This window comes from Streptosporangium sandarakinum (assembly GCF_013409935.1).
GTDB lineage: Bacteria > Actinomycetota > Actinomycetes > Streptosporangiales > Streptosporangiaceae > Streptosporangium > Streptosporangium nondiastaticum.
Map to the genome: position 1 here is coordinate 1371603 of NZ_JACCCO010000003.1, position 18459 is coordinate 1390061.

An 18459-nucleotide genomic window follows, 5' to 3' on the forward strand; every position below is an offset into this window, starting at 1 on the left:
CCGAACTGAAAGAGCAAGGTGATTTCCATGGCGAAGCACGCCAACCCCGATCCGGACTTCTTCGGTTTCGCCGAGCTGCTCACCGACGCCGAGCGGGCGCGGCTCGCCGAGATCCGCGACTACCTCGAACGCGAGGTCCGGCCCCTCGCCCGGGCGGCGTGGGAGTCGTCGGAGTTCCCCTTCGAGGTCATCGGCAAGTTCGCCGAACTCGACCTCGCCGGGCACGCCTACCCCGAGTTCGGCGGCCACGCCCCGCAGCGGGCGCTGTTCAACGGGTTCGTCTCGCTGGAGATGAACCGCGTCGACCCCTCCCTCGCCGTCGCCCACGGCGTGCACACCGGCCTCGCCATGGGCAGCATCGACGGCGGCGGCAGCGACGAGCAGCGCCACCGCTGGCTGCCCGACATGGTCAAGTGGAACAAGATCGGCGCGTTCGCGCTCACCGAGCCCGAGGGCGGCTCCGACGTCGCCGGCGGCATGCGGACCACCGCCCGCCGTGAGGGCGACCGCTGGATCCTCGACGGCGCCAAGCGGTGGATCGGCAACGGCACCTTCGCCGACCTGATCGTCGTGTGGGCCCGCGACGTGGCCGACGACCAGGTCAAGGGCTTCGTCGTGGAGAAGGGCGCCCCCGGCCTCACCACCTCCAAGATCGAGGGGAAGATCGCCCTGCGCGCGGTGCAGAACGCCGACATCACCCTCACCGGCGTCGAGGTGCCCGAGGCCGACCGGCTCCAGCGCGTCAACGGCTTCCGCGACGTCGCCGAGGTGCTGCGCAGGACCCGCGGCAACGTCGCCTGGCAGGCGCTGGGCGTGTCGGTGCGCGCCTACGAGCTGGCCCGCGCCTACGCCGTCGAGCGGGTGCAGTTCGGCCGCCCCATCGCGGGCTTCCAGATGATCCAGGACCTGCTGGTCCGGATGCTCGCCGACATCACCGCGTCGTTCGGCATGATGGTCCGGCTGGCGCAGCTCGCGGACGAGGACCGGGCCGGCGCCGCGCAGGCCGCGCTGGCCAAGGCGTTCACCACGACGCGGATGCGCGAGGTGGTCTCCCGGGCCCGCGAGCTGTTCGGCGGGAACGGCATCGTGCTGGACCACGAGATCGCCAAGCTCTTCGCCGACGCCGAGGCGATCTACTCCTTCGAGGGCAGCCGGGAGATGAACACCCTCATCGTCGGCAAGGCGATCACCGGCCACAGCGCCTTCGTCTGATCCGCGGCGCCGTCCCCGCCACCCGCGTCCTCAGCCGAGCCGGTCGCGGGCGGCGGCCACCGCCGCCTGGCCGAGGCTGATCCCGCCGTCGCCGGGCGGCACCCGCCGGTGCGTCAGGACGGTGAAGCCGCGCTCCTCCAGCAGGGCGACCGTCCGCTCCAGCAGCAGGACGTTCTGGAAGACGCCCCCCGACAGCGCCACCGTGCCCAGGCCCCGCGCCTCCCGCAGGCGCTCGCAGCCCGCCGCGACCGCCGCGGCCAGCCCGTTGTGGAACCGGGCGGCCATCGTCCCGGGCGCCGCGCCCGCCCGCAGGTCCTCGGCCGCGGCCCGGACCAGCTCGGCCCCCGGTACGGTGAACGGCACCCCGCCGGTCAGGCGGCAGCCGTACCCGTCCCTCTCGTCCTCGTCGGCGAGCCGTTCCAGCCCCGCCGCGGCCTGCCCCTCGTAGGTGATCACGTCGCGGACGCCGGCGAGCGCCGCGACCGCGTCGAACAGCCGGCCCACGCTGGAGGTGAGCGGGGCGTTCACGCCGCGCCGGGCCAGCGCGACCACCGCCTCCCAGTGCCCGGCGTTGCGCCGCACCACCGCCAGGTCACCGGGGACGTCCCCGGCGTAGGCGGCATCGAGGTGGGCGGCGGCCATCCGCCACGGCTGCCTGACCGCCGCCGCGCCCCCCGGCATCGGCACGGTGGCAAGGTGCCCGGCCCGCTCGAACCCGGCCAGATCGGCGACGAGGAACTCCCCGCCCCACAGCGTCCCGTCGGCGCCGTAGCCGAGGCCGTCGAAGGCCACCCCGATGACGGTCCCCGCCACCCCGTTGTCGGCCAGGCAGGACGCGACGTGCGCGTGGTGGTGCTGCACCCCCGTCCGGTCGACGCCCTCCAGGGCGAGCGCGTACTTGGTGGACAGGTACTCCGGGTGCAGGTCATGGGCGACGAGGCGCGGCGTGACGCCGAGCAGCCGCCGCAGATGCGCGACCCCCTCGGTGAAGGACCGGAACGTCTCGTGGTTCTCCAGGTCGCCGACGTGCGGGGAGACGAACGCCCGCCCGCCCCTGGCCAGGCAGAAGGTGTGCTTCAGCTCCGCGCCGCAGGCCAGCACGGGCCGGGGAGCCGGACGGGGGAGCGGCAGCGGGCGCGGCGCGTACCCCCGGGAACGCCGGATCGGCAGCGGCCCGCCGCGGAAGACGCGGACCACCGAGTCGTCGGCGCGCGCCCGGATCGGCCGGTCATGGGCCAGAAAGGCGTCCGCTACCCCGCCCAGCCGCGCCACGGCCTCGCCGTCGTCGCGGGCGATCGGCTCGTCACCGAGGTTGCCGCTGGTCAGCACGATCGGCTCGCCGACCCGCCGCAGCAGCAGGTGGTGCAGGGGGGTGTAGGGCAGCATCACGCCCAGCCACCGGTCTCCCGGCGCCACCCGCGGCGCGAGCCGCGCGCCGGGCCGCCGCCGCAGCAGCACGATCGGGCGCGCGGCGCCGGTGAGCAGCCGCTCGGCCGCCTCGTCCACCTCGCACAGCCGCCGCGCCGCCTCCGGGTCCGCCGCCATGACGGCGAACGGCTTGTCCTCGCGGCGCTTGCGGGCCCGCAGCGCCGCCACCGCCGGCCCGCACGCGGCCACCGCGGCCAGGTGGTAGCCGCCCAGGCCCTTGACCGCGACCACCGCCCCGGCCCGGAGCAGCGCGGCGGCCGCGTCCAGGACGGCCCCGTCCGAGGCGGTCCCGTCCGCGACGGCTCCCTTCGGGACGGCTCCGCCGGGGGCGGTGGAGGACGGCGGGGGAGGGGCGGGTTCGCGGCCGGCCGGGCCGAGCAGCCGCAGCCGGGGCCCGCACGCCGGGCAGCACACCGGCTGGGCGTGGAAGCGCCGGTCGGCCGGGTCGCGGTACTCCCGCTCGCAGTCGCCGCACATGGCGAACCCCGCCATCGTGGTGTTCGGCCTGTCGTACGGCAGGTCCGTGACGATGGTGAACCGGGGCCCGCAGTTCGTGCAGTTGACGAACGGGTAGCCGTACCGCCGGTCGGCCGGGTCGTCCAGCTCGCGCAGGCAGTCGGCGCAGGTCGCCGCGTCCGGGGTGACGAGCGCCCGGCGCCGCCCGCCCGGGGGGCTGGGCACGACGGCGAACCCGGACCGGCCGGTGACAGGGACGGGAACGGCCGCTACGCGCTCCACCGCCGCCAGCGGCGGCGCGCCGTCCCGCAGCGCCGAGGTGAACTCCCCTACCAGCGCCGATGCCCCCTCGACCTCGATGAACACCCCGCGCTCGTCGTTGCCGACCAGCCCGTCCAGGCCGAGCCGGGTGGCCAGGCCGTACACGAAGGGCCGGAAACCCACCCCCTGTACGGTGCCCTCCACCCGGATCGCCGCCCGGACCCGCTCGCCCGCCCGCCCGCCGTCCATCGCCCTCCAGCACCCCGCGGCGCGTCCGCCGCCTCCGGCGCCCGCCGTACCCGTCATCCCGCGGAGCACGGCCCCGCCGCGTGATCGATTCCCGTGCCCGGGGCGGCGGCCCCGCCGGACCGGAAGTCTTTCCCCGATCTTGCCCGTCCCCGGTTCGGTCCTTGTCTTACTTCGTAAAGGGCAGTGGACGAAAAATGAGCCGGAAAGAGGGAACAGACCGGGGAAAGATGATGTTCGAGGGCGAGAAGAAGGCGATCGAGACAGGAGTCGGCATGGGGAAGTTGAACGAGGACGCCAAGGAGTTGCTCCGGCGGCCGATCCACGGGTGGGCCACCACGGTCCGGTCCGACGGCTCGCTGCACAACACCGTCGTCTGGGTCGACGTCGACGGTGACGACGTGGTCTTCAACACGGCCCTGGGCCGGGTCAAGGACCGCAACCTGCGCGCCGACCCCCGGGTGTCGGTGAGCGTGCTGGACCCCGAGAACGCCTTCCACCTGGTCAGCGTGTCCGGCACCGCGAAGCTGGAGGAGGAGGGCGCCGACGAGGTCATCGACCGCCTGGCGAAGAAGTACCTCGGCGTGGACACCTACCCCTACCGGCAGCCGGGCGAGGAGCGCGTCACGGTGCGGGTGACGCCCGAGCAGGTGGTCTACAGCCCCGGCCGCTGACCGGCGGGGTGCCGGCCGGCGCGCCTTCCCGCCTCGGGGCCCGGTGCGCCCGTAGCCGTCGCCGGGGTCAGCGCTCGCCGGGGTCGCTCCCGCCGCCGTGGCGGGCGACGAGTTCGGCGCCGATGCGGGCGAGCTCGTCACGGACCGAGCGCGGTTCGACGACCTCGACCAGCGCGCCCCAGCCGGCGAGGTCGCGGGCGATGTCCAGCGGGGTGGGGGCGGCGAGGCGGACCCGGACGCGTCCCCGGTCGGGTTCGCCGTCGATGTGGCAGTGCCGTCCGAAGCGGTCGCGCAGGATCGGCGCGAACCGCTCCTCGATGAGCACGGTCGCCCAGGTGCGGGAGCGGCGCCGCTCGACCTGGTCGACGACCTCCTGCCAGGCGGCGGCGAGGACGAAGTCGTCCGGGCGTTCGGCGGGCTCGCCGGTCGGCTCGGCCTGGGCGACCCGGTCGACGCGGAAGGTGCGCCGCCCCCGGTCGGTCCCGGCGAGGAGATACCAGACGTCGTCCTTGTCGATCAGGCCCCACGGGTCGACCAGCCGTTCCGTCCGCTCCCCGGCGTGATCGGCATAGGTCAGGCGGACCCTGCGCCTCCGGATCACGGCGCTCTGCAGCAGGTCGACCATCGGGGGCCGGGGCCTGTCGTGTTCGCCCCACCGGACGGGGTCGGTCACCGTGGCCTCGGCGGCGGCCTCGGCGTCGGCCCGGAAGGTCGAGGGCAGGGCCCGTACGAGCTTGCGGAGCGCCGCCCTGGCCTCGGCCGAGACGGATGCGGCGGGGCCGACGAGCAGGAAGAGCGCCCGCGCCTCGGGCGCCGTCAGGCCGCTGAGATCGGTACGGGCGCCGCCGACCAGGGACCAGCCACCGCCGCGGCCGGGCTGGGGGTAGACGGGGACGCCCGCGGCCGACAGCGCCTCAAGGTCACGGCGGGCGGTGGCGACGGACACCTCCAGCTCGGTGGCCAGCTCGGCGGCGGTCACCCGGCCGCGGGCCTGCATCAGCAACAGGACGGCCACAAGGCGATCGGCGCGCATGGTCCGGATTCTTCCGCTGGTCCGGATTCTTCCGCAAAGCGGGCGGAGCGGTCAGCGCTCATGGTCCGGCCTCGGCGCTCATGGCACGGCCTCGGCCACGAAGCAGAACTCGTTGCCCTCGGGGTCGTGCATGACCTGGAAGGCGCCGACGGCGTCGCGCTGCGCCGCGCCCGACCGCCGTCCGCCCAGCGCGACGGCCGCGTCGGCCGCGCCGGTGAGATCCTCCACCTCGAGGTCGAGGTGGAGGCGGTTCTTGCCGGAACGCGGCTCCGGGACCCGCTGGAAGGCCAGGCGCAGCCCTTCCGGCGGGTCGATGTAGGACCAGCCGGGGTCGCGGTCCACGGGTGCGGCGCCCATGAGCGCCCCCCAGAACGCGGCGAGCCGCGCCGGGTCCGCGCAGTCGACGACGAGCTGACTCTGACGGATGATCACCCCCCGATCGTACGGCCCTGTTCGGGTCGTATGGGAGGATTCCGGCTCGGTGGTGGGACAGGCATCCGGCCGCGGAAGGGAATCGAAGGAAGAGGTATGGACATCGGGAAGGACGGCGTGCTGAAGGGGCAGGGGGAGGAGTTCCGCGGGTTCTGGCGGGAGCGCCACCTGTGCACGCTGACCACGCTCCGGGCCGACGGCACGCCGCACGTCGTCCCCGTGGGGGTGACGCTGGACGTCGACTCCGGGATCGCCCGGGTGATCACCTCGGGCACGTCGCTGAAGGCCCGCAACCTGCCGGAGGCGGGCGGGGAGGGGGCGCCGGTGGCGGTCTGCCAGGTGGACGGGCGCCGCTGGTCCACCCTGGAGGGGCGGGCGGTGGTCCGCCGCGACCGCGAGGCGGTCGAGGACGCCGAGCGCCGGTACGAGCTGCGCTACCGCAGGCCGCGGGAGAACCCGGCCCGGGTGGTGATCGAGATCAGCGTCACCCGGGTGCTGGGCAACGTCTGACACCGCCGGTCACGCGGCCGGTGGGGGCGCCGACGGTCCGGGGAGGTGTCCGGGTCGCCGGGACGGGCGCCGGCGGAGAACCCGGGAGAACCGGACCGGCCGGTCCCGTGCCGCGGAGGGCGGCGCGGGACCGGCCGGTGGGGACGGTCGCGCGGGCGGTCACCGGGTCGTCGGCGACCGCCCGTCGGGTCAGGAGCGGCGGCCGAACCAGCGGCGCTTGCCGGGCTTGGCGTCCTGCGGGGCCGCGGCGGGGGCGGCGGCCGCCGCGGCGAGCGGCTTGGCGAAGCCGGCCAGCGGCTGGACGGTGGGGGAGCAGTCCGCCAGCGCGATCGGGTCGCCCATGGCGACCACGATCTTCCGCTGGCCCTTGAACGCCTCGCGGGCGTGCGCGGCCAGGATGTTGTCGACGATCAGGATGTCGCCCACCCGCCAGGTCTCCCTGGTCGTGGCCCGGCGGTAGGCCTCGTCGATCGTCTCGATGTCCTCCTTGGAGATCGGCTCGCCGTCGCCGTAGGCGGTGTTGAAGGGCAGGTTCTCGTGGCCCAGGTCGTCGATGAACACCTCGCGGACGTCCGGGTCGAGCGCCCACTCGTTCCAGAAGACCGTGTGGTTGAACCAGACCTCCTCACCGGTTCCGGGGTGGCGGATGGTGGCCGAGCGGCGCTGCCTCGTGCGGAGCTGGTCGTCGCCGACCCACTCGTGGGCGATGTGGTTCTCCGCGCAGTAGGCGGCCACCTCGTCCCTGTCCTCGGTGGCGAAGGCGGTGCGCCAGCCCAGGCTGATGTGCTCGCCGTAGTTGCGCACCAGCGACCAGCCGTGCTCGCGGAAGCGGTCGGCGAGCGGCGCGGGGATGTCCCGCAGGACCTTGCGCACGTCGGTGGTCGGCGTCGCGCCGCCCTCGTCGGGGGCGACGAGGCAGCCGAACATCAGGATCCCGGGGAAGTTGAGCGCGTAGCTGTTCTCGTTGTGCGGGCGGATCGCGTGCGACGGCGGCAGGTCGGTGGAGGAGTAGACGTCCTTGCCGAAGTGGCTGCGCGGGGTGGCCTTCTCGACGTACCCGGCGAGCTTGGAGACCAGCGCGTCCCGGACCTCGGCGAAGTCCTCGATGGTCTTGACCGGCAGCCCGCGCAGGTAGACGGAGCCGTGCTCGTCCAGCCCCGCGCGGATGGCCTCGCGGCTCTCCCGCAACCACTCGCAGGTCTCACCCAGGTCCGCGCCCTGGGCGTCGGCCGCGGCGGGCCTTTTGTCCCTGACCTCCCAGTCGATGGTGGTGTTCATGCGGCGTGGGTCCTTTCCAGCTCTTCGATGCCGATGAGGTCGTCGGGCTTGGCGTCGGGCACCTCGTCGTCGAAGCGCGCCAGCGTCCTGACGCGCAGACCGGCGAGGGTCAGCAGGCCCATGGCGAGCCCGCAGATCAGGTAGAACAGCCCCAGCCCGCGTCCCGGGCCGGTGCCGATGAGCGCGCCGACGGTTCCGGCGAGCGGGCCGCCGGCGGCCATCAGCGGGTCGAGCAGGGGAGCGGCGAGCGGCGCGACGACGCCGAAGCCGATGGGCACGGTCGCCGCGGCGATCATGGTGTTGACCGCGATGATCCGGCCCTGGAAGCGGTGCGGCACCTTCACCTGGATGATCGTGGCGATGATGCCGTTGATCAGCGACAGCGAGAAGGACATGCCGAACGCGCCGACGCCGATCAGCCACAGGTTGGGCTGCAACCCGGTGACCAGGCCCGCGAGGGCCATCAGCCCGGCCGAGGCGATCGCGCCGCGCAGCTTGCGGTGGGTCGGGCCGCCCCACAGGCTCATCACCAGGCCGCCCACGATCGCGCCGGCGCCGCCCGCGACCGCCACCGTGCCGGCGGCGGCCAAGGTGGAGAACGACAGCACCAGCGGCGAGACCATGACGAACATGGGCGCCAGGAACAGGTTCACCCCGGCGAAGAAGAACAGCATCGCGCGGAAGCCGCGGTGTCCCAGCGAGTACCGGAAGCCGTTGACGATCTCCGCGGAGATCGGCTCGCGGCGGCGCAGACCCAGCGCGGTGGGGAACTTCACCAGCAGGACCACCAGGACGGCGAACGCGTAGGCGGCGACCTGGACGGTCAGGATGCCCTCCAGCCCGATCGCGGCGAGCATGCCGACCGCGATGAGCGGGGCCAGGAACTGCCCGCTGCCGATGGCGAGCTGCACGATGCCGTTGGCGTGGCCCAGGTAGCGCTTGGGCACCAGCTGCGGTATCGACGCCTGGTAGGCGAGCCGCTGGAACGTCACCGAGACGGAGACGATCGCTATCAGCCCGTACAGCGGGCCGACGGTGAGCCGGTCGGTCAGCAGCAGCGCGAGCATCACCGCCTGGGTGAGGCCCGACGCGGCGTCACCGGCGATCATCACGCGCCGCCGGTCGTAGCGGTCGACCACCGCGCCCGCCAGCGGCGCCACGACGATGCCCGGCACCAGGGCGAGCAGCGCGATGAGCCCGAAGTGGGCCATCGACCCGGTCTTCTGGAAGATCCAGATCGGCACCGCGAACTCGGTGAGCGCCGACCCGACCAGCGAGACCAGCTGGCCCAGCGCGATGGGCAGGAAGCGGCGCATGCTCGGCTCGCGCTCGGTGCGCGCGGCCTTCCGGTGCACGGTCTCCTGCAGCCACCAGGTGCCGCCCGCCTCGCGGGAGTGCTCCCGCCGCCAGGCGTCGTCGGCGCGGTGCGTCCCGGTGACGATCCGGGCCAGCTCGTCGGCGCGGTACTTGGGGAAGAAGTGCCCGGCCTCGTCGATGACGACCAGCGACGCCGTCTCCGACAGGAAGCACCACTCCTTGAAGCGCTCCTGGTAGAACTCGGTGCTGGGGTCGCGCTCGCCGACGACCGAGACGATCGGCGCCTTCAGCCGCGGCTGTTCGGTGGCGAACAGGTCGGTGAAGTACTCCTCGGCCATCCGGCCGTCCTGGCGCATCAGCTCGACGGTGAACGTCACCTGCTCCTCGTCGAGGCCGGTCATGTCGCCGCCGAGCGCGCGCAGCTCGGCCGCGATGCTGCGGGTGCCGTGCAGGCGGTCGTTGATCAGCGTGCTGAGCGGTCCGAGGAAGCGGCCCCTGGGCTTGGCGAACGGGAAGATGCCGCCCAGGTAGAGGGCGTCCAGCTCACGTCCGGACGCCTCGACCTGCTTGGACAGCTCGATGGCCAGGGCGCTGCCCGGCGCGCAGTGCCCGTAGATGACCAGCGGGCCCTGGATGTGCTCGGCGATCTCCTTGACGCACTGCGCGGCGACCTCCTGGAAGGGAAGCTGCGCCTCCTCACCCGGCTCACGGCCGGGGGCGGCGACCGCGTAGAGGGAGTAGCCGGCGGGCATCGCGTCGGCGAGCGTCTGGTAGACGACCGCGTTGGCGCCGCCGTACGGCACGCAGACGACGGTGCCGAGGCGGTCCTTCGGGGCGATCGGACGGGTCAGCTCGGCGAGCATCCGGCGCGGCCCGGCCGTCTCCCCGCGCCGCTCGACGATCAGCTTCGCGAGCTGGGCGACGGTCGGGTTCTTGAACATCTCCAGCACGCCGATCGGCGGCTTGCTGTCGGGGAACGCCTTGCGCATCCTCGCCACCACCTGGGTGGCCAGCAGCGAGTGGCCGCCGAGGTCGAAGAAGTCGTCGTTCGCGCCGACCTGCTCCAGGTCCAGCACGTTCGCCCAGATGGTGGCGACGGCCTCCTCGACGGGCCCCTCCGGCGCGGTGTAGCCGGCCCGCTGGTCGGCCCGCTCCGGCTCGGGGTCCGGCAGGGCACGGCGGTCCACCTTGCCGTGCGCCTGCAGCGGGAACCGGTCGAGCCAGGCGAACCGTCCGGGGACCATGTACTCGGGCAGCCGGTCCAGCAGGTGCGCCCGCAGCTCGGCCACCGGCGCCTCCGCGGCGTCCGGCTCCTTCTCCAGCCAGGCCACCAGGTGGTCGCCGCGCAGGTCCACCACGCCTTGGACGACGCCGGGCAGGGTGCCGAGCGCGGCCTCGATCTCGCCGAGCTCCACCCGGTAGCCGCGGATCTTCACCTGGTGGTCGGTGCGGCCCAGGAACTCCAGCCGGCCGTCGTCGAGCCGGCGCACCAGGTCGCCGGTGCGGTACATCCGCGCGCCGGGCTCGCCGTAGGGGTCGGCGACGAAGCGCTCGGCGGTCAGCCCGGGACGGCCGAGGTAGCCGCGCGCCAGGGTGTCGCCGCCGATGTACAGCTCACCGGCCACGCCCGGCGGGACCAGGCGCAGCGCCCGGTCCAGCACGTAGACGCGGGCGTCGGGCAGCGGGCGGCCGATGGGCCAGGCCGTGCCGGGCGCCGCCGCCTCGGGGTCCACCCGTTCGGTGGTCACCGCGACGACCGTCTCGGTGGGACCGTAGCTGTTGAAGATCGCGCAGTCGGTGCGGGCGGCGAGGTCGCGGACCCACGCGGTGGGCGACGCCTCGCCCGCCAGGATGAGCGCGCGGCGCGGCAGCAGCCGCTCCGGCTCCACCTCGGCCCCCAGGGCGGCCAGGTGCGAGGGCGTCATCTTCAGGTAGTCCAGGTGCGCGATGGCCTCGGCCAGCTCGTGCCCGGAGCCGCGGCGCGGCAGCTGGTGCAGTGTGCCGCCGCCGGTGAGCGGCAGGTAGAACATCAGCATGCTGAAGTCGAAGGCGAGCGACTGCAGCAGGCCGAAGTGGGCGTCCGGCACGATGCCGTACTCGGCGCGGATGTACTCCAGGTAGGCCACGATGTGGCGGTGCTGGACGCCGACGCCCTTGGGGCGGCCGGTGGTGCCGGAGGTGTAGATCACGTAGGCGAGGTCGCCGGGGCCGGCCAGCGGCTCCAGCGGGCCGTCGTCCTCCTCGGAGGTGTCGCCGAGCCGGTCGAGCTCCACGACGGGACCGGTGAAGCCGGGCGCCCTGTCCCGCAGCGACGAGCTGGTGACCAGCAGGACCGCCGAGGAGTCGGCGAGCAGGAACTCCAGCCGGTCGGTCGGCTGCTCGGGGTCCAGCGGCAGGTAGGCGCCGCCCGCCTTGAGCACCGCGAGGATCGCCACGGCGGCGTCCACGTTGCCCTCCAGGCAGATCGCGACGCGGGCGTCGGGGCCGACGCCCATCCCGCGCAGCCGCCTGGCCAGCCGGTTCGCCCGGCCGTGCAGCTCGGCGAAGGTGAGCGACCGGTCTCCGGCCACCAGGGCGCGGACGTCCGGGGTCCGCTCCGCCTGGGCCTCGGCCATCTCGCCGAGCGTGCGGTACGACGGCTCCCAGGTGCGGGTGCCGGCCCACTCGCCGAGCAGCGCCTCGCGCTCGGCGTCGCCGAGCAGCGACACCTCCGACAGACGGCGCCCGTGGTCGGCGACGGCCTGCTCCAGGAAGCGCCGCATCGCGCGCTCGACGCGCTCGACGGACGCGGCCTCGAACAGGTCGGTGCGGTAGGTGAAGAACCCCTCCAGCCCCTCGTCGGCCTCGGTGACGTACAGCGCGAGGTCGAACTGGGTGATGGTGAGCGGGAACTCGAACGGCGCGATCTCCAGCCCGGCGACGCCGCGGGCCGGCTCCGCCCGGTTGTTCAGCGCGAAGGTCACCTGGAAGATCGCCGACCGGCTGGGGTCGCGCTCCACCCGCAGGTCGTTGACCAGCTGGTGGAAGGGGTAGTCCTGGTGGCCGAGCGCGCCCAGCACGGTCTCCCGGGTGCGCAGCAGGTGTTCGGCGATCGTCGGGTCGTCCCCGGTACGGCCGCGCAGCGTCACCATGTTGACGAAGGAGCCGACCACGCCCTCCAGCTCCCGGTAGGGCCGTCCGGCCACCGGCGAGCCGACGCCGAAGTCGTCCTGGCCGGCGAGCCGGGCGAGGACCGCCTGGTAGGCGGCGAGCAGCGTCATGTAGAGCGTGGCGCCGTGCGCCCTGCCGAGCTCCCGGACCGCCTCGGTCAGCTCCGCGTCCCAGGTGAAGGCGGACAGCGCGCCCTCGAAGCGCTGTTCGGCCGGGCGCGGGTGGTCGGTGGGCAGTTCCAGGTCGGGCATCCCGGTGAGCTGCTCGCGCCAGAACGCGACGTCGGGCTCGACCTCGGGCCCGCCCAGCCGCTCCCGCTCCCATACGGCGAAGTCGCCGAACTGCGCCTGCGGCTGCGGCAGCTCCACCGGGGCGCCGTCGCGCAGCCCGGCGTACAGGGCGAAGAGCTCGTCGGCCATGATCTCCAGCGACCGGCCGTCGCTGACGACGTGGTGTACGGCGAGCAGCAGCACGTGGTCGTCCGGCGCGATGCGGACCAGCGTCGCCCGCAGCAGCGCGTCGGCGGCCAGGTCGAACGGCCGCCTGACCTCCTCCCCGACGATCTCGGCCGCGCGGGCGGCGTCGTCCGCCGCCATGACCTTCAGCGTGGCGGGGCCGGGCTCGTCGATGACGACCCTGGGCCGCCCGTCCTGGCTGGGGAAGCGCATCCGCAGCGCCTCGTGCCGGGCGACCAGCGCGGTCAGCGCGGCCTCCAGCAGCTCGGCGTCCAGCTCACCGGTCAGCCGCAGCGTCAGCGGCATCGTGTACGCGGTGTTGCCCGGGGCGAGCTGCTCCATGAACCACAGGCGTTCCTGTCCGCTGGACGGCGGCGGCTCGGTCTCGGGGGACCGGGGCCGGACCGTGACGGTCGCCGCCCGTCCTCGTAATCGCTGCGCCAGCAGGGCGCGCTTGTCGGCCGAGAGCGTGACGGCGCGTTCCGACAGCTGGTCGGTCATCTACGGTTTCCTTCCTTGCGGGACAGCGGCGCTCAGGCGCCCTGTCCTTCGATGTCGGCGATCAGCAGTGCCTCCACGGCGTCGGCCAGCTTCTCGACGGTGGGGTTGGCGAAGATCACGTTGATCGGGATCTCCAGGTCCACGGCGGCCCGGATCCTGGCGGCCACCCTGATGGCGAGCAGGGAGTTGCCGCCGAGGGCGAAGAAGTCGTCGTGGACGCCGACGCGGGTGTCGCCGAGCACGTCGGTCCAGACGTCGGCGACGAGGTGTTCGGCGTCGGTGCGGGGCGGGACGAACGCGACGGCGGTGCTCTCCTGCCAGACGGGGGCGGGGAGGGCGCGGCGGTCCACCTTGCCGCTGTGGTTGAGCGGCAGGGCGTCCATGACCGTGAACGCGGCCGGGACCATGTAGGCGGGCAGGTTGTCCTCGGCGAAGCGCCGCACCAGGTCGGCGAGTTCGCCCTCGCGGCCGGCGTCCGCGACGCGCGGGACGAGGTAGGCGGCCAGCCGTCTGTCGCCGGGCTGGTCCTCGCGCACCACGGTCACCGCCTGCCTGAGCTCGGGATGCCGGCCCAGCACGGCGTTGATCTCGCCGAGTTCGATGCGGATGCCGCGGATCTTGACCTGGTCGTCGACGCGGCCGAGGTAGTCGAGGGTTCCGTCGGGTAGCCGGCGGACGAGGTCGCCGGTGCGGTACATGCGTTCGCCGGGCTCCTCGGGGCAGGCGACGAAGCGTTCGGCGGTGAGGTCGGGGCGGTGCAGGTAGCCGCGGGCCAGGTGTTCGCCGGTGAGGTAGAGCTCGCCGGGGACGCCGGGCGGGACGGGGTTGAGGTGGTCGTCCAGGACGTAGGCGCGGGTGTTGTCCAGGGGGCGGCCGATGGGGACGACGGGGCCGGGGGTGGTGATGGGGTGGGCGGTGGCGTAGACGGTGGTCTCGGTGGGGCCGTAGCCGTTGAAGACGGTTGTGGCGCCGGCGGCCAGGACGTGGGCGACGGCGGTGGGGGAGGCGGCTTCGCCGGCGATCCATAGTTCGGGGATGCGGGCGAGCAGGGCGGGGTGGTCGGGGGCCAGGACGTTGAACAGGCCGGTGGACAGGAAGATCGCGGTGACGTGTTCGTCGTCGAGGGCCCAGGTGAGGGTGGTGGCGTCGACGACGCCGGGGGGTGCCACGACGATGGTGCCGCCGTTGAGCAGGGGCACCCAGAGTTCGTACATGGACACGTCGAAGGAGGAGGCGGTGTGGAACAGGACCCGCCGGTGGGCGGGGCCGTGCCAGAGCCGGTCGGTGGCGAAGGAGCGGATGTTGCGGTGGGTGACGGCGACGCCCTTGGGGGTGCCGGTGGAGCCGGAGGTGAACATCGCGTACACCAGCCGGTCCGCCGCGATCTCCAGACCGAGGTTCTGCGGGTCGCTCTCCTCGGTGGCCGTCATCGCCTGGACGCCCTCCACGGCCCGGGCGTGCTCGGCCAGCTCGTGCTCGGCGTAGACGGCGTCGGTCAGCACCACCCGCGCGCCGGTCCGCTCGACGATCCAGCGCATCCGGCTCACCGGCAGGCCCGGGTGCAGCGGCACGTAGGCGCCGCCGGCCTTGGTGACGGCCAGCATCGCCACCACCACGTCGGCCGAGCGCTCCATGAGCACCGCGACCGGTGACTCCGGCCCGACGCCGGCGGCGAGCAGGCGGCGGGCCAGGGCGTTGGCCCGGCCGTTGAGCTCGGCCGCGCTCAGGCGGACCTCGCCGCAGACCACCGCCTCGGCGTCCGGGTCGGCCGCCACCCGCGCCTCGAACAGCTCGGCCAGGTTGCCCTGCGGGGTGGGGGCGGCGGTGTCGTTCCACTCCGTGAGGAGGGCGCGGCGTTCGGCGGGGTCGAGGAGGTCCACCGCGCCGATCGGGACGTCGGGGTCGGCGGCGACGGCCTCCAGCAGCCGCACCAGCCGCGCCGCGATCGTCTCGGCCGTGCCCCGGTCGAACAGGTCGGTGGCGTACTGCAGCACGCCCTCCACCCCGGCCGGGGCGCCGTCGGCGGAGCGGCCGTCGGTGAAACCGAACAGCAGGTCGCACTTGGCGCCGCCGAACCCGTACAGCGAGTACGCCGGGTCCAGCGCCATCGTCAGCCCCGCGACCCCGCTCTCGGCGGGGGAGGTGTTCACCAGGCCGAGCATCACCTGGAACAGCGGGGTACGGCCCGGCACCCGCGGCGGGTTGATCGCCTCGACCAGGTTCTCGAACGGCACGTCCTGGTTGGCGAAGGCGGCCAGGTCGGTCTCGCGGACCCGGGCCAGCAGCTCGCGGAAGGTGGGGTTCCCCGAGGTGTCGGTGCGCAGCACCAGCGTGTTGGCGAAGAAGCCGACCAGGTCGGTCAGCGCCTCGTCGGTGCGGCCGGCGACGGGGGCGCCGATCGGCACGTCGGCGCCGGCGCCCAGCCGGGTCAGCAGCGCCGCCAGCCCGGCCTGCAACGTCATGAACAGCGTCGCCTGATCGGCCTGGGCCACCGCCAGCAGCCGCCGGCGCAGGCCGGCCGGGAGCGTGAAGGACACCGACTCGCCCAGGTGTCCGGGCGCCGCGGGCCGGGGCCGGTCGGCGGGCAGCGCGATCTCGTCGGGCATCCCGGCCAGCGCGGCGCGCCAGTGGGCGGTCTGCTCGCCCATCAGGCTGCCCGGGTCGGCGGGGTCGCCGAGCAGTTCGCGCTGCCAGCGGGTGTAGTCGCTGTAGCGGACCGGCAGCGGCTGCCAGCCGGGTTCCTGGCCGCGCACCCGGGCGGCGTAGGCCGTGGCCAGGTCGCGCTCCAGCGGGCCGAGGGACCACCCGTCGATCGCGATGTGGTGGAACAGCAGGGCCAGCACGTGCTCGTCCCGCCCGCCGACCGGCGGCAGCGCGAACAGCTCCGCCCGCATCGGCGGCTCCGACGCCAGGTCGAACGGCCGCAGCGCGGTCCGCCGGATCGCGGCGTCCAGCTCCGGCCCGTCGACGATCCCGGTGACGGTCAGGTCCGGCAGGCCCTCCAGCACCCGGGGCTCGGGACGGCCGTCCCGGGCGGGGAAGACGGTGCGCAGCGTCTCGTGCCGCCGGGCCACGTCGGCGACCGCGGCGCGCAGCGCCTCCCGGTCCAGCGGGCCCGACAGCCGCAGCACCAGCGGGATCGTGTAGAGGCTCACGCTCTCGGCGAGCCGGTCGGAGATCCACAGACGCGACTGGGCGAACGACGGCTCCGGGCGTCCGGACTCCCCGCCGCGGGCCAGGACCGGCCTGGGCCGGCCGCCGCCCTCACCGCCGGCCCGCTCGATCCGGGCGGCGAGCGCGGCCACGGTCGGCGCTTCGAAGATCTCGCGGATCTGGAGTTCGGTGGAGAAGGTGGAGCGGATGGCGGTGACGGCGCGCATGGCGAGCAGGGAGTGGCCGCCGAGGGTGAAGAAGTCGTCGTCGATGCCGACGCCGGGTACGGCCAGCAGTTCGGCGAACAGTGCGCAGAGCCGTTCCTCGACGGGGGTGCGCGGGGCCGTGCCGGAGGCCGTGGTCTCCGGGGCGGGCAGGGCGCGGCGGTCGACCTTGCCGTTGTGGTTGAGCGGCAGCGCCGCCAGTACGACGAACGCCGACGGCACCATGTAGGCGGGCAGCGTCTCCCCGGCCGCCCGCCGTACCCGGTCGGCGAGCTGACCGGTGTCCGCGCCCGTGCCCGCGTCCGTGGCGCGCGGGACGAGGTAGGCGACCAGCCGCTTGTCCCCGGGACGGTCCTCCCGGGCCAGGACGGCGACCTGGGCCACCTCGGGGTGCCGCGCGAGAATCGTCTCGATCTCGCCCAGCTCGATGCGGAAGCCGCGGATCTTCACCTGGCCGTCGGCGCGCCCGACGAACTCGAGGTCCCCGTCGGGCAGGCGGCGCACCAGGTCCCCGGTGCGGTACATCCGCGTGCCAGGCTCTCCGTGGGGGCAGGCGACGAAGCGTTCGGCGGTCAGGTCCGGCCGGCCCAGGTAGCCGCGCGCCAGCTGCTCCCCGGTGAGGTACAGCTCGCCCTCGTCGGCGGGCCGCAGATTCCCGTCCAGGACGTGGACGCCGACGGCGTCCAGCGGGCGGCCGATGGGAACGGCGCCCGACGGGGGTTTCTCCACCGGGTAGGAGACCGAGAACGTCGTGTTCTCGGTGGGGCCGTAGGCGTTGTGCACGATGCCGTCGGTGAGGACGATCCGCTCCATCGCGGCGGGGTGGGCGGCCTCGCCGCCGGTCCACAGCGAGGGGATCCGGGCCAGCAGCTCCGGCGCCTCCTCGGCGAGCACGTTGAACAGGCCGGTCGTCATGAACGCCGCGGTGATCCGCTCGTCGTCCAGCATCCGGGCCACCGTCCCGGCGTCGACGGCGCCGGGCGGGGCCATGACCACGGTGCCGCCGTTCAGCAGCGGCACCCACAGCTCGTAGGTGGAGGCGTCGAAGGCGAACGAGGAGTGCGACAGCACGCGGTCGTGCTCCCGCCAGCGGTGGTCGGCGGCGAAGGAGAGGATGTTGCGGTGGGTGACGCCGACGCCCTTGGGGGCGCCGGTGGAACCGGAGGTGAACATCACGTACGCCAGCCGGTCGGCGGCGATGTCCAGGCCCGGGTTCTCCGGGTCGGTGTCGTCGCCCACGGTCAGGGAGGCGGCGTGCTCGGCCAACTCGTGGCCGGCGTGCGCCGTGTCGGTCAGCACGATCCGCGCGCCCGCCTGGTCGAGGATCGCCCGCATGCGGGCGACCGGATAGGCCGGGTGCAGCGGCACGTAGGCGCCGCCGGCCTTGACGACGGCCAGCGTCGCCACCGCCACGTCGGCTGAGCGCTCCATGAGCACCGCGACCGGTGACTCCGGTCCGACACCGGCGGCGAGCAGACGGCGGGCCAGGGCGTTGGCCCGGCCGTTGAGCTCGGCCGCGGTCAGCCGGACCTCGCCGCAGACCACTGCCTCGGCGTGCGGAGCCGCCGCCACCCGCGCCTCGAACAGCGCGGCAAGGTTCCGCCGCAAAGAAATCGGGTTCACGGAATCTCCAGGTTCAGGGCACGGGGACACAGGGGCCCCAGGGCACGATGAGGCGAAAAGCCGAACCGATGGCACAGGCGCTGTTCAGCCACGGCTCAGCCGCGCGGAATATCCGTTCCTGAACACGGCTCGTGGCGGTAGTCGCCCGGAGAGAAGGAACTCGGTGCCACTTTCAGGACACTGATGCCCTTTTTGGGGCCTTAATGCCCTTTTTAGGACGTCTGCAGGCTACGCGGCCGCATGTCGGCCCAGTTCGCGTTGATGAAGTCCAGGCAGCCCTGTCGGCTGTCCGTTTCGTGCGCGATGTCCCATCCGCCGGGAACTTCGGCGGAGGTCGGCCAGAGGGAGTACTGTCCCTCGCCGTTCACCAGAACGAGGTAACTGCCGTTCTCATCGTCGAACGGATTGCTCATGGAAACTCCGTGCTTTCGGAAACGGTCTCGTGGACGTCTTTGTCAACCGGAACGCAGGGTTACCGCATATCACCGGAAAGCGACCGATCCCAC

At 73.7% G+C, this 18459-nt stretch carries 10 protein-coding genes; 3 read left to right on the forward strand and 7 right to left on the reverse strand.

Annotated features, from left to right (window positions below):
• The first annotated feature begins 27 nt into the window (after positions 1-27).
• Positions 28-1212 carry an acyl-CoA dehydrogenase family protein gene (locus HDA43_RS32405; RefSeq protein ID WP_179828357.1) on the forward strand — a complete coding sequence of 395 codons (1185 nt, stop codon included), beginning with the start codon at positions 28-30 and terminating at the stop codon, positions 1210-1212.
• A 30-nt stretch (positions 1213-1242) separates the two neighbouring features.
• Here the strand turns inward: HDA43_RS32405 and hypF are convergent, their stop codons facing one another.
• Positions 1243-3606, reverse strand: coding sequence for a carbamoyltransferase HypF (gene hypF, locus HDA43_RS32410; protein WP_179828360.1), 2364 nt, complete (start codon positions 3604-3606; stop codon positions 1243-1245).
• Between the two features lie 272 nt (positions 3607-3878).
• Here hypF and HDA43_RS32415 point away from each other — a divergent pair, with 272 nt between their 5' ends.
• On the forward strand, positions 3879-4277 hold the full coding sequence (locus HDA43_RS32415; protein ID WP_179828361.1) for a PPOX class F420-dependent oxidoreductase: 399 nt from the start codon (positions 3879-3881) through the stop codon (positions 4275-4277).
• A 67-nt stretch (positions 4278-4344) separates the two neighbouring features.
• On the opposite strand, the gene HDA43_RS32420 is transcribed toward HDA43_RS32415, so the two are convergent.
• Together HDA43_RS32420 and HDA43_RS35595 are read right to left on the reverse strand one after the other, a co-directional pair.
• The gene (locus HDA43_RS32420; protein ID WP_179828362.1) at positions 4345-5310 is read right to left on the reverse strand and encodes a helix-turn-helix transcriptional regulator; all 966 of its coding nucleotides are present in this window, start codon (positions 5308-5310) and stop codon (positions 4345-4347) included.
• Between the two features lie 78 nt (positions 5311-5388).
• Complete coding sequence (locus HDA43_RS35595; RefSeq protein ID WP_179828363.1) at positions 5389-5742, reverse strand: VOC family protein; 354 nt, start codon at positions 5740-5742, stop codon at positions 5389-5391.
• A gap of 96 nt (positions 5743-5838) precedes the next feature.
• Between HDA43_RS35595 and HDA43_RS32430 the strand changes: the two genes are divergently transcribed.
• Positions 5839-6252 (forward strand): pyridoxamine 5'-phosphate oxidase family protein, encoded by a 414-nt coding sequence (locus HDA43_RS32430; RefSeq protein ID WP_179828364.1) that lies wholly within the window; start codon positions 5839-5841, stop codon positions 6250-6252.
• A 189-nt stretch (positions 6253-6441) separates the two neighbouring features.
• On the opposite strand, the gene HDA43_RS32435 is transcribed toward HDA43_RS32430, so the two are convergent.
• The 4 genes from HDA43_RS32435 to HDA43_RS32450 form a co-directional block, all read right to left on the reverse strand.
• The gene (locus HDA43_RS32435; RefSeq protein ID WP_179828365.1) at positions 6442-7530 is read right to left on the reverse strand and encodes a TauD/TfdA family dioxygenase; all 1089 of its coding nucleotides are present in this window, start codon (positions 7528-7530) and stop codon (positions 6442-6444) included.
• Positions 7527-12953: a non-ribosomal peptide synthetase/MFS transporter gene (locus HDA43_RS32440; protein WP_179828366.1), complete on the reverse strand. Its 5427-nt coding sequence runs from the start codon at positions 12951-12953 to the stop codon at positions 7527-7529. Before HDA43_RS32440 ends, HDA43_RS32435 begins: the two co-directional genes overlap by 4 nt.
• 32 nt (positions 12954-12985) lie before the next feature.
• Positions 12986-17953: a non-ribosomal peptide synthetase gene (locus tag HDA43_RS32445; protein WP_179828367.1), complete on the reverse strand. Its 4968-nt coding sequence runs from the start codon at positions 17951-17953 to the stop codon at positions 12986-12988.
• Between the two features lie 212 nt (positions 17954-18165).
• Entirely contained in the window at positions 18166-18366 is a 201-nt protein-coding gene (locus tag HDA43_RS32450) for an MbtH family protein (protein ID WP_179828369.1), read from the reverse strand.
• Between the last annotated feature and the right edge of the window lie 93 nt (positions 18367-18459).

What these genes read in the sequence shown, in the direction of transcription:
- HDA43_RS32415 (WP_179828361.1), top strand. Translation starts at nt 3,879, where the DNA reads ATGGGGAAGTTGAACGAGGACGCCAAGGAGTTGCTCCGGCGGCCGATC.
- HDA43_RS32430 (WP_179828364.1), top strand. Translation starts at nt 5,839, where the DNA reads ATGGACATCGGGAAGGACGGCGTGCTGAAGGGGCAGGGGGAGGAGTTC.
- HDA43_RS32405 (WP_179828357.1), top strand. Translation starts at nt 28, where the DNA reads ATGGCGAAGCACGCCAACCCCGATCCGGACTTCTTCGGTTTCGCCGAG.
- HDA43_RS32450 (WP_179828369.1), bottom strand. Translation starts at nt 18,366, where the DNA reads ATGAGCAATCCGTTCGACGATGAGAACGGCAGTTACCTCGTTCTGGTG.
- HDA43_RS32420 (WP_179828362.1), bottom strand. Translation starts at nt 5,310, where the DNA reads ATGCGCGCCGATCGCCTTGTGGCCGTCCTGTTGCTGATGCAGGCCCGC.
- HDA43_RS32435 (WP_179828365.1), bottom strand. Translation starts at nt 7,530, where the DNA reads ATGAACACCACCATCGACTGGGAGGTCAGGGACAAAAGGCCCGCCGCG.
- HDA43_RS32440 (WP_179828366.1), bottom strand. Translation starts at nt 12,953, where the DNA reads ATGACCGACCAGCTGTCGGAACGCGCCGTCACGCTCTCGGCCGACAAG.
- hypF (WP_179828360.1), bottom strand. Translation starts at nt 3,606, where the DNA reads ATGGACGGCGGGCGGGCGGGCGAGCGGGTCCGGGCGGCGATCCGGGTG.